The sequence below is a fragment of the Actinomadura sp. GC306 genome (genome assembly GCF_004348665.1).
Classification (GTDB): Bacteria; Actinomycetota; Actinomycetes; order Streptosporangiales; family Streptosporangiaceae; genus Spirillospora.
This window is the reverse complement of sequence record NZ_SMKM01000229.1, coordinates 1-10,948: the sequence shown is the minus strand read 5'-3', so window position 1 is coordinate 10,948 and position 10,948 is coordinate 1. Positions and strand designations below refer to the sequence as shown.

The window sequence follows — 10,948 nt, the reverse complement described above, 5'->3', positions numbered from 1 at the left end:
GTCCTGGCCGGGCGGGATCGGGGCGGCGGGGAGCGCGCAGTCGCCGTGCGGCAGCCGGGACCGCTGCCCCGCCGACACCGTCAGCCACCCGTCCGTGGGGCAGGTGTTGAGCCGGGTCGTGCGGACGCTGAGGCTCGCCGCGGCGCCCCGCCCGGTCAGCTCCCACAGCGCGGGCGTCTCCCGCTCGCCGATGTCGCTCCACAGCAGCCCGGGGACACCGATGATCACGACGCGGCCGTCGATCGCGGCGAGGCCCCCCTGGGAAGCGCTCTCCGGGCCCGCGGCCCCGGCGGGCACGGTGCCCAGCGCGGAAAGGCCCGTCAGCGCCGCGACGAGGGTCGCGAGGAACACGGCGATCTTTGTCCCCCGCGAAGTCATGGCGCACAGGTTACAAGAGCCATACCAACGCCGTGGGGCCATATCCTGCGGCTGTGGACGGTCCCGAGGCGCAGGTTGTGAGCGAAGCCCGCGGCGAGGCCCGTGCCGGGGACGAGCCCGCTTCCAGCGCCGGACGGCGGTGGCGGCGGGCCGATCTGCTGATCCTCCTGGCGGGCGTCGTCGTCGCGGTGGCGGCGGTGACGCCGGTCGTCGTCCGCTGGCTCGGCAACCCGCCCGACCAGCGGCTGGTCGACCTGGAGGTGTACCGCGACGGCGGCCGCGCCATCCTGCGCGGCGCCCCGCTCTACGACGTGCTGACGCAGCCGCCGCAGCTGCTGCCGTTCACCTACCCGCCGTTCGCGGCGGTGCTGGCCGTCCCGTTCACGCTGCTGTCCTGGCCCGTCGCGCAGGTGGTGTGGACGGTCCTGATCTACGCCGCGCTGGTCGTCACGGTCTGCTACGCCTTCCGCGACCTCATCCGCCGGTTCGGCCGCTGGGCGCCGCTCGCCGCGGGCGTGCTCGTCGCCGCGATGACGTGGCTCGAACCCGTCCGCGACCAGTTCCGCTTCGGCCAGGTCGGGCTGTTCCTCCTCGCGATGTGCCTGGCCGACTGCTGCGCCCGCACCGCCCGGTGGCCGCGCGGGATGCTCGTCGGCCTCGCCGTCGCGATCAAACTGGTGCCGGGCGTCTTCCTCATCTGGTTCCTGATCACGGGGCGGCGGGAGGCGCTGGGCAACGCGGTGCTCACCGCGGCGGCGGCCACCCTCGCCGGTTTCGCGCTGCTGCCGTCCGATTCGGCGGACTACTGGTTCGGCGCCCTGCTCCAGGGCGGTGACCGGACGGGCGCGGTGGACGGCACCACCAACCAGGCCGTCCACGGCATCGTCGCGCGGATCTTCGACGAGGGGCCCATCCGCACGCTGGTGTGGCTCGTCCTCGCCGCGGCCGTCGCGTACTACGGCTTCCGCTGGGCCCGCCGCTCGTCCCAGGTCGCCGCCCTGCTGACCGGGCCCGACGCCACGAGCCTGCTGCTCGGCTCCGTCGCGATCGTCGGGCTGCTGTCGGTCGCGCTGTCCCCGGTGGGCTGGATCCACCACCTCGTCTGGATGATCGCGGTGATCGCGGCTTTGGCCGGGGATGGCCGCGACACGCGAAGATGTCTCCTCGCGTTCGCGCTCTGGCTGCTCTTCCTGTTCCCGATCCCGTGGTGGGCGCGGGCCATGATCGGCCCGGAGCACTCCCCCGTCTCGGTTTTCACGGGCGAACTGCTCCGCGACACGTTCGGCATCGCCGCCCTCGTCTCGATCGCGCTGCTCGGCGGGTGGCTGGTGAAACGTCTCGATCCGCGAGTTGATCGCGGGGGTTCTTCGCAACGGCAGGCCGGGGTCGGTACGCTCAGCCCGTGATGCTTGTCGCGGTGGCCGTCGCCGGCCTGGTCGCGGGTGTTGCGGGCCTGTCCATCGCGGTGGTCGCCCACAACCGGGTGAACCAGGTCGTCGGCGAGTGCGGGGAAATGCTGAGGCGCCAGCTTCAGGTCGCCAGCGGTTCGGTGGACGAGCGCGCCCTGCGCGATCTCGCCATCGTCCATTACGACGCCCTCAAAGAGATGTCCGGACACCGGTCCTTCTCGCTCGCGTTGATCAACGCGGTCGGGGACGGGGTCGTGGTCAGCTCCATCAACGGGCGGACGGAGACGCGTACCTACGCGAAGGCGATCCAGGGCGGGCACGCCGTCGAGATGCTCTCGCCCGAGGAGAACCAGGTCCTGCGGGCGGCGCGGCTCGGCAAGGGGCCCGTCGTGTCGATGGACGATCCGCTCGCCGACTTCGGCAACGGGGACCGCGCCTCGACCGCCCGCGCCTGACATCCGGGCCCGGCCGGGCGGGCGGTAAACTGGGCGTTCTCACCTCGCGCATCACGCTGAGGTGCTCCGCACTCATCGGTAACACGCCACCCGGGGGACCCGTGACCGCAGACGACAGGCCAGCGCGCTACGCCTACCTGGGTCCGCGGGGCACCTTCACCGAGGCGGCGCTGCTCACCCTCCCGGGCGCGGCGGCCGCCGAGCACGTGCCGTACGCGACCGTCCCCGCCGTCCTGGAAGCACTCCGCCGCGGCGAGGCCGACACCGCCGTCGTGGCGCTGGAGAATTCCGTCGAGGGTTCCGTCCCCACCACGCTGGACGAGCTGGCCACCGGCGAACCGCTGCAGATCGTCGGCGAGATCCACCTGCCGGTGTCGTTCGCGCTGCTCGTCCGGCCGGGCACCGCGATGGACGACATCAAGACCGTCGCGTCCCACCCGATCGCGCAGCCGCAGTGCCGGCGCTGGCTGCTGGAGAACGTCCCGGACGCCGAGTGGCGCGCCGCGACGTCCAACGCCGAGGCCGCCCAGCACGTCGCCGACGGCCACTACGACGCGGCCCTCGCCGGCTCGTTCGCCGCGTCCCGCTACGGCCTGACCGTCCTCGCCGAGGACATCCACGACGTCGCCGACGCCGTCACCCGCTTCGTCGTGCTGCGGCGCCCCTGCACGCCGCCCGCGCCGTCCGGCACGGACAAGACGACCGTCGTCGCGTTCATCGGCGAAGACCACCCGGGCGCCCTGCTGGAGATCCTCACGGAGTTCTCCGTGCGCGGCATCAACCTCACCCTGATCCAGTCGCGCCCGACCGGCGCCGGCCTCGGCTCGTACCTGTTCTGGATGGACTTCGAGGGCCACGTCGCCGACGCGCGGGTGGGCGAGGCGCTGATGGGCCTGCGTCGAGTCTGCTCCGACGTGCGCTTCGTCGGCTCCTACCGCCGCGCCGACGAGATCCGGCCGGAGATCCGCCGGGGGACCCACGACGACGACTTCGCCGAAGCGGCCGCCTGGGTGACGGCCATCCGCACCGGCAACGTCTGAGGAAATCGTTCCGCGCCTGGACGTGTTGGACATGGTCAACCGTCCTGAAAGAGGTGCCCTCCATGCGCGTTGAGATCTGGTCCGATGTCATCTGCCCTTGGTGCTACATCGGGAAGCGGCAGTTCGAGCACGCCTTGCAGGACTTCCCGCACAGGGACCAGGTCGAGGTGGTCTACCGCGCGTTCCAGCTCGACCCGTCGTTCCCCAAGGGCGAGACCATGGACGTCGCCGACATGCTCTCCGGCAAGCTCGGCATGCCGCGGGACCAGGCCGTCGAGATGAACCGGCAGATGGAGCAGCGCGCCGCCGGCGCCGGACTGGAGTACAACCTGGAAGGCGGCCGGGTGGGCAACACCGCGGACGCGCACCGCCTCGTCCACCTCGCGGCCGAACACGGGGTGCAGGACGCGTTCGTCGAAGCCCTCTACAAGGCCCACTTCACCGACCGCCGCTCCGTCTTCGACCACGACTCCCTCGTGCAGATCGCCGAAGAGGCGGGCCTGGACGCCGACGTCGTCCGCGAGACCCTCACGACCGGCAAGTACGCCGCCGAGGTGGACACCGACCAGCGCGAGGCCCGCGACCTCGGCGCGAACGGCGTCCCGTTCTTCGTCATCGACCGGCGCTACGGCATCTCCGGCGCCCAGCCCCCCGAAGCGTTCACGGAGGCCCTGACCCGCGCCTGGGCGGACGCGCGTCCCAAACTCACCACGATCGGCGACGAGGCGACCGCCTGCGCCGACGAAACCTGCGCCGTCCCCCGGCATGGCCACTGATACCGGCCCGGCTACGTGATCACTTCGTGTCCCGAAGGGTGACGAAAACTGTCAACCGGACGGATGGGACTCGCGTCTCCTCCATGAATCCCCCGATCATGGAGGCTCCGTGCGCCGCTTGCTCGCCATGGTCACGGCTTTCGTCGTGACCATGTCCCTCACCGCCGTGCCGGCCGAGGCGGTGCCGTATCCGGTGCTGCTCTCGGTGCGCCTCCTGTCGCCGGGGGGCACGACGAAGATCGAGCTGTCGGCCGTATCGGAGACCGACATCTCCGTGGTCCGGGCCTTCGTGCGGCCGCTGGACGGCGACTCGTCCACCCCCGTGGACGACTTCGCACTGGTCGAGGGCACCGCGCAGGACGGTGTGTGGCGCACGGAGTCCGCCGTCACCGTCGGACAGGGCCAGTGGAGAGTCGACGTCGAGCTGACGAACGACGACCGGACGCTCCTCTTCAATAACCGGGCGACCATCGACAACCGCGTCGAAACCGTCCTCAGTGACGTCGAGATCTCCCCGACCACGGTCGACGTGGACAACACCCGCGGGGCCTTCAAGGGGCGACTGCACTACCGTGCCGCCGACGGTACCCTCACGCCGCTCGCGGACGCCACTGTCCGCCTGACCAGGCCGGATGGGCAGACCGATACGGCGGTCACCGGAGCGGACGGCCGCGCCGAGGGCACCACCGAGCTCACCAAGACGGGCTATGCCAAGCTGTCCTACGGGGGCGACTCCACCTACCGGCCCGTGACGAGCGCGACGACGCGCATCACCAAGCAGCGGCTCAAGACGCGGATCACGCTGCACATGCCGGACCGCCTCATCGTGGGCGACCAGGTGACCGTCAGCGGCCGGCTCGAACGGCAGAGCCGGGACGGCGTCTGGGGCCCGCTGGCGGGCAAGGAGCTCGACCTCCAGTTCGACAAGGCGACCGGCGGCGACTGGCACACCATCGCGGCGCCGGTGACCGAGGCCGACGGGTCCTACAGCGTCCCGGTCACCATCACCGCGAACGGCGCATGGCTCATCGACTTCGCGAACGACCCCGTCAACCTGCGCGACGACTACTACAGCTATGAGTCGTCCTACGCGGGGACCAATGTGCGCACGGTCGCCTACCGGACGTCCATCTCCGGCTTCGACGCGGCACCCGAACCGGCCGGGCTGGGCGGCACGATCACCGTGTCCGGCACCGTCATGCGCATGATGCCGGACGGGACGTACGTGCCGGCCAACGCGGCAGGGAGCGTGGTGCTGCAGTTCTCCGCCAACGGGTCGACGTGGAGCGACAAGGACGTCCAGGTGCCCGACGGCGACGGCACGTTCAGGTTCGAGGTGACGGCCGAGCGTGACGGATACTGGCGGGCGGTCGTGCCCAAGACCGGCTACAGCGAGCCGTCGACCGGACCGGCCGACTACGTCGACGTCAGGTACCGGACGCACATTCACTCGTACAACGCTTCGCCGGAGCCGGTGAAGAAGGGCGCTTACATCACGGTCAAGGGCCTGCTGTACCGCTACATGCCCGCCGGTAAGCCGGGGCCGGGCGCGAACATCCACATCTACTTCAAGCCCGCGGGATCGTCGACCTGGACGAAGATGGCCATCACGAAGACCGCGTCGAACGGCTGGTTCAGCAAGAAGTTCAAGGCGTCCAAGGACGGGACCTGGCTCGCCAGGTACTGGGGCAGCAACACCTACATCGGGTCCAACACGCCCAGCGACTACGTGGACGTGCGCTGACGTAGGGTGCGGGGGTGGTCCAAGACTTCGACGCCTACGAGCGGGAACTGTGGGACGGGCGCGCCGGCGCGTACGAGCGGGGCTTCGCCAGGCTCACCGGGTACATGATCGGTCCGCTGCTGGACGCCGCCGGCGTCGGGGAGGGGACGCGGTTCCTCGACGTGGGGACGGGGCCGGGCTTCGTGTCCCGTCAGGCGGCCGCGCGCGGCGCCGACGTGGCGGCGATGGACGCCGAGCCGGGCATGGCCGAGGCGGCGCGCCGCAACGTCCCCGGCCTGGACGTGCGCGTCGCGGTGCTGCCCGAGGTGCCGTTCGCGGACGGTGAGTTCGGCGCGGTCGCGGGGAACTTCGTCATCAACCACGTCGGTGACCCGGCCGCGACGCTCGCGGAGCTGCGGCGCGTCCTGCGGCCGGGCGGGCGGCTGGTGCTGAGCTGCTGGGTGATGCCGGGCAGCGGGGGCCTCGCGATCGTCCGGCAGGCGATCGAGGAGGCGGGCGTGCCGTGGCCCGACGACATCCCGGAGCCGCCGTTCATGCGGTACGGCGAGCCGGTCGCGTTCCGGCGGCTGGTCGCGGAGGCCGGATTCGGCGAAGTGGCCGTCGAGGAGGTGACGTGGGAGCACGTCACGGGCGCCGAGGAGTGGTGGGAGCTGGGCGCCCTCGCCCGGGTCGGCACCAACGGCGTCATCGTCGGGCGGCAGGACGCGGCGACCGTCGCGCGGATCAAGGACGCCTACGACCGCATCGTGTCCCGGTACGCGGTGGGGGACGGCACGGTCGCGCTGCCGTCGCACGCGCTCCTCGCCAGCGGAGTCCGCTGACACCGGCGATACTCGCGCGCGCGGGCCGGGCCGGGCCGGTAGCCTCGGGTCTGTGATCGACCTGCGAGCTCTTCGAGAGGACCCCGAGCGGCTGCGCGCATCGCAGCGCGCCCGCGGCGAGGACGAGACCGTCGCCGACCGGCTGCTGGACGTGGACGAGCGGCGCCGCTCGGCGCTGACGTCGTTCGAGCAGCTCCGGGCGGAGCAGAAGAGCATCGGCAAGTCGGTGTCCAAGGCGCAGGGCGACGAGCGGCAGGAGCTGCTCGCCCGCGCGAAGGAGCTGGCGCAGCAGGTCAAGGAGCGCGAGGCGGAGGCCGACCGGCTCGGCGAGGAGCTCGACGCGCTGCTGAAGGGCGTCCCGAACCTCATCGAGGACGGCGCCCCGCCCGGCGGCGAGCAGGACTTCGTCGTCCTGGAGCACGTCGGCACGCCCACCGAGTTCGACTTCGAACCCAAGGACCACCTGGAGCTGGGGGAGAGCCTCGGCGCGATCGACATGGAGCGCGGCGCGAAGGTGTCGGGCGCGCGGTTCTACTACCTGACCGGCGTGGGGGCGCGGCTCCAGTACGCGCTGCTCAACCTCGCCATGGAGCAGGCCGTCGCGGCCGGGTTCGTCCCGATGTACCCGCCGGTGCTGGTGAAGCCGGAGGCGATGGAGGGCACCGGGTTCCTCGGCGCGCACGCCGCCGAGGTGTACCACCTCCCGCAGGACGAGCTGTACCTGGTCGGGACGTCGGAGGTGCCGCTCGCCGCGTACCACATGAACGAGATCATCGACGGGCTGCCGCGGCGGTACGCGGCCTGGTCGTCGTGCTTCCGGCGCGAGGCCGGCTCGTACGGCAAGGACACCCGCGGCATCATCCGCGTCCACCAGTTCGACAAGGTGGAGATGTTCTCCTACTGCGACCCGGCCGACGCGCACGAGGAGCACCTGCGGCTGCTGCAGTGGGAGAAGGAGATGCTCGCCAAGGTCGAGATCCCGTACCGGGTGATCGACGTCGCGGCGGGCGACCTCGGCTCCAGCGCGGCCCGCAAGTACGACTGCGAGGCGTGGGTGCCGACGCAGGGCACCTACCGCGAGGTCACCTCGACGTCGAACTGCACCGAGTTCCAGGCGCGGCGCCTCGCGGTCCGGTTCAAGGACGCCGACGGCAGGAACCAGCCCGTCGCGACCCTCAACGGGACGCTGGCGACCACGCGGTGGATGGTCGCGATCCTGGAGAACCACCAGCGCGCGGACGGCACCGTCCGGGTGCCCGAGGCGCTGCGGAAGTTCCTCGGCCAGGACGTCCTGGAGCCGGTCAAGCGCTGACACCCCCGGGGAGCATGTCCGGGTCGTGGCTTATGGTGAGTCACATCTGCCCAGGAAGGTGACATGACCGACTCCTCGCCGCGCGTGATCGCCACTGACCTCGACGGGACGATCGTGCGCTCCGACGGAACCATCTCCGAGCGCACCGTCGCCGCCCTGGCCCGGGTCGAGCGGGCCGGGGCGACGCTCGTCATGGTGACCGGGCGGCCGCCGCGCTGGATGAAGCAGATCGCCGAGGCCGTCGACCACCACGGCGTCGCGATCTGCGCCAACGGCGCCGTGCTGTACGACCTGCACACCGAGACCGTGCTGCGCACCGAGGAGATCCCGCCGCCGGTGATCGCCGAGACGGTCGGGCGGCTCCGCTCGGTCGCGCCGGAGCTGCGGTTCGCCGTCGAGCACCCGGACGGCTTCGTCTTCGAGAAGAGCTACCTGCTCGGCCGCTGGGACGCCAAGGCCCTCGGCGGCCGAGCCGTCGACTTCGCGGAGCTCGTCGGCCGCAGCGGAACGAAACTCCTCGCGTTCGACCCCGAGGCCGACCCCGACGTGCTCTCGGAGAAGGCGACGGCGGCCGTCGGCGACCTCGTCACCGTCACCCACTCGTCGGGGCGCGGCCTGCTGGAGATGAGCGCGCCCAGCGTCACGAAGGCCAGCGCCCTGGCCGCCCTGTGCACCGAGCGCGGGCTCACGTCCGACGCCGTCGTCGCCTTCGGCGACATGCCGAACGACCTGCCGATGCTCACCTGGGCGGGCACCTCGTACGGGGTCGCGAACGCGCACCCGCTCGTGCTCGCCGCCGTGACGCACAAGACGTCCCGCAACGACGAGGACGGCGTGGCCGAGGTGCTGGAGCGCCTCTTCCCGTGACGCCGCGCGCCGCGTCCTACAGGTAGGGGCCCGACGAACGCGATCCCGGCCTGTCGTCCTCGGGGGCGGCGCCGGGGGGCATCATCCCGGCGGGCAGCGCGCGCCGCATCTGCTCAAGCTGGGCGCGGGCCGCCATCTGCTGGGCGAACAGCGTCGTCTGGATGCCGTGGAACAGGCCCTCCAGCCAGCCGACGAGCTGCGCCTGCGCGATCCGGAGCTCCGCCTCGCTCGGCACGCTGCCGTCGGTGAACGGCAGCGACAGCCGCTCCAGCTCCTCCACCAGCTCGGGCGCGAGGCCGTCCTCGAGCTCCTTGATGGACGACTTGTGGATCTCCCGCAGCCGGGCCCGGCTCGCCTCGTCCAGCGGGGCGGCCTTGACCTCCTCCAGGAGCTGCCGGATCATCCCGCCGATCCGCATCACCTTCGCCGGCTGCTCGACCATCCCGGTCAGCGACTTGCTCTCGCTCTCGCCCTCGCCACCGCCCTCCACGGCGATGCCTCCCGGGCCGACCACGAGCACCTGGGGTTCCTGCTCGGACTCGTTCTTCGACGGCTCGCTCATTGTCCTCCTATCCTCATACGGTCAGCAGGATCTTGCCCACGTGGCCGCTCTCTTCGAGCAGCCGGTGCGCACTCGCCGCGTCCGGCATCGGGAACCGCCGGTCCACGACCGGACGGACGGTGCCCGACTCCAGCAGCGGCCACACATTCTCGCGGACTCCCGCGACGATCTCCGCCTTCTCCTCCAGGGGGCGGGACCGCAGCGACGTCGGGTGGACCAGCGCCCGCTTGCGGAGCAGCTTGCCGAGGTCCAGCTCGGCCTTCGTGCCGCCCTGCAGCCCGATCACCATCAGCCGGCCGCCGACGGCGAGCGCGTCCACGTTCCGCGCCAGGTACTTCGCGCCGATCACGTCGAGGATCACGTCGTAGGGGCCGTGCTCGACGAAGTCGTCCTCGCGGTAGTTGACGGTCACGTCCGCGCCGAGGTCCCGGCAGCGGGCGGCCTTCTCCGCGCTGCCCACCGTCGTCACCACCCGGGCGCCGCGCGCCTTCGCGAGCTGGATCGCGTGCGTGCCGATGCCGCTGCCGCCGCCGTGCACGAGGAGCGTCTCCCCCGCGCGCAGCCCGGCGAGCATGAAGACGTTCGACCACACGGTGCACGCGACCTCCGGCAGACCGGCGGCGTCGACGACGTCCACGCCGCGCGGCACCGGGAGCAGCTGCGCGGCGGGCACCGCGACCCGTTCGGCGTACCCGCCCCCGGCGAGCAGCGCGCACACCTCGTCGCCGACGCTCCAGCCGGACACGTCCGGCCCGAGCTCCGCGATCCGCCCGGACACCTCAAGCCCCGGGTACGGGGGAGCGCCCGGCGGCGGGGGATAGAAGCCCTTCCGCTGCATGACGTCCGCGCGGTTGACCGCGCTGGCGACGACCTCGATCAGCACCTCGCCCGGCTTCGGCGCCGGATCCGGCACCTCCGTCCAGTCCAGGACGTCGGGCTCCCCCGGCTCGCGGACAACGATCGCATGCATACCCGTCACGCTACCGGGCGTTCCCGGTCCGCCCGTTCCGACACCAAGGCCGATCTCCACGCGGGATGCGTGCTATGGACGCACGGGTATCCTGCACGGGGACCTTTTTGCCGACCTGCTCCGAATTGATCATCAGAGGCGTGCCCGAGGGGGAAGAACGGTGGCAAGGAACGAGCACGACGGGCGTTCCCTGGAGGAGCGGCTGGCCTCTCTGGACGCGATGAGCGGCGAGCCGGCCGCGCAGTCCCCCGCCCCGGCCGCCGAGGGGGAGCAGGGCGCGGGGCAGCCGCCCGCCGAGCAGGAGAACGCGCCGCCGGAGGAGGACGCCCCGTCCCGGGCCGAGCAGACGGATCCGAACGCCAACCCCTGGCTCGCCGCGCCTCCCTCCTTCCAGCAGCCGCCCCCCGAGACCGGCTACCCGCCGCAGACGTTCGGGCCGCCGCAGCCCCCGCCCTACGAGGGCGGCCCCCTTCCGCAGCCGTTCGACGGCGGGATGCTGCCCCCGCCGTACGCCGGCGGCTACCCCGGCCAGGACCCGGCGCAGGCCCCGCCGCCGTACGTGCCGCAGCAGTCGCCCTACGACGCCAACGGCGACACCGCCCCGCCCCTCGACC

Annotated in this window: 10 protein-coding genes and 2 pseudogenes; 9 read left to right on the top strand and 3 right to left on the bottom strand. The window is 71.9% G+C overall.

Translation table 11 applies throughout. The features are described 5' to 3' along the window. Positions 1-378: pseudogene (locus E1200_RS25515) on the bottom strand (hypothetical protein); the annotation flags it as partial. Between the two features lie 53 nt (positions 379-431). Between E1200_RS25515 and E1200_RS25510 the strand changes: the two are divergent. From E1200_RS25510 to E1200_RS25475, 8 genes are all read left to right on the top strand, one after another. Further along, on the top strand, positions 432-1,784 hold the full coding sequence (locus tag E1200_RS25510) for a glycosyltransferase 87 family protein (protein ID WP_243708828.1): 1,353 nt from the start codon (positions 432-434) through the stop codon (positions 1,782-1,784). Beyond that, entirely contained in the window at positions 1,784-2,242 is a 459-nt protein-coding gene (locus E1200_RS25505; protein ID WP_131954613.1) for a DUF4446 family protein, read from the top strand. Before E1200_RS25510 ends, E1200_RS25505 begins: the two co-directional genes overlap by 1 nt. A 101-nt stretch (positions 2,243-2,343) precedes the next feature. Beyond that, a complete protein-coding gene (gene pheA, locus E1200_RS25500) occupies positions 2,344-3,282 on the top strand; it encodes a prephenate dehydratase (protein WP_131954612.1) in 939 nt (312 codons plus the stop codon). 62 nt (positions 3,283-3,344) lie between these two features. After that, positions 3,345-4,058, top strand: coding sequence for a DsbA family oxidoreductase (locus tag E1200_RS25495; RefSeq protein WP_131954611.1), 714 nt, complete (start codon positions 3,345-3,347; stop codon positions 4,056-4,058). A gap of 109 nt (positions 4,059-4,167) precedes the next feature. After that, positions 4,168-5,802 carry a hypothetical protein gene (locus E1200_RS25490; RefSeq protein ID WP_131954610.1) on the top strand — a complete coding sequence of 545 codons (1,635 nt, stop codon included), beginning with the start codon at positions 4,168-4,170 and terminating at the stop codon, positions 5,800-5,802. A gap of 14 nt (positions 5,803-5,816) precedes the next feature. Further along, on the top strand, positions 5,817-6,623 hold the full coding sequence (locus tag E1200_RS25485) for a class I SAM-dependent methyltransferase (protein WP_131954609.1): 807 nt from the start codon (positions 5,817-5,819) through the stop codon (positions 6,621-6,623). A 52-nt stretch (positions 6,624-6,675) separates the two neighbouring features. Beyond that, complete coding sequence (gene serS, locus E1200_RS25480; protein WP_131954608.1) at positions 6,676-7,935, top strand: serine--tRNA ligase; 1,260 nt, start codon at positions 6,676-6,678, stop codon at positions 7,933-7,935. A gap of 63 nt (positions 7,936-7,998) precedes the next feature. Next, positions 7,999-8,802, top strand: coding sequence for a Cof-type HAD-IIB family hydrolase (locus E1200_RS25475; protein WP_131954607.1), 804 nt, complete (start codon positions 7,999-8,001; stop codon positions 8,800-8,802). A gap of 16 nt (positions 8,803-8,818) precedes the next feature. Here the strand turns inward: E1200_RS25475 and E1200_RS25470 are convergent, their stop codons facing one another. Both E1200_RS25470 and E1200_RS25465 read right to left on the bottom strand, forming a co-directional pair. Beyond that, positions 8,819-9,364, bottom strand: a complete 546-nt coding sequence (locus E1200_RS25470; RefSeq protein ID WP_131954606.1) for a bacterial proteasome activator family protein — start codon at positions 9,362-9,364, stop codon at positions 8,819-8,821. A 13-nt stretch (positions 9,365-9,377) separates the two neighbouring features. Then, a complete protein-coding gene (locus tag E1200_RS25465) occupies positions 9,378-10,334 on the bottom strand; it encodes an NAD(P)H-quinone oxidoreductase (protein WP_131954605.1) in 957 nt (318 codons plus the stop codon). Positions 10,335-10,494: 160 nt separating this feature from the next. Here E1200_RS25465 and E1200_RS25460 point away from each other — a divergent pair. Next, a pseudogene (locus E1200_RS25460) lies at positions 10,495-10,948 on the top strand (hypothetical protein); the annotation flags it as partial.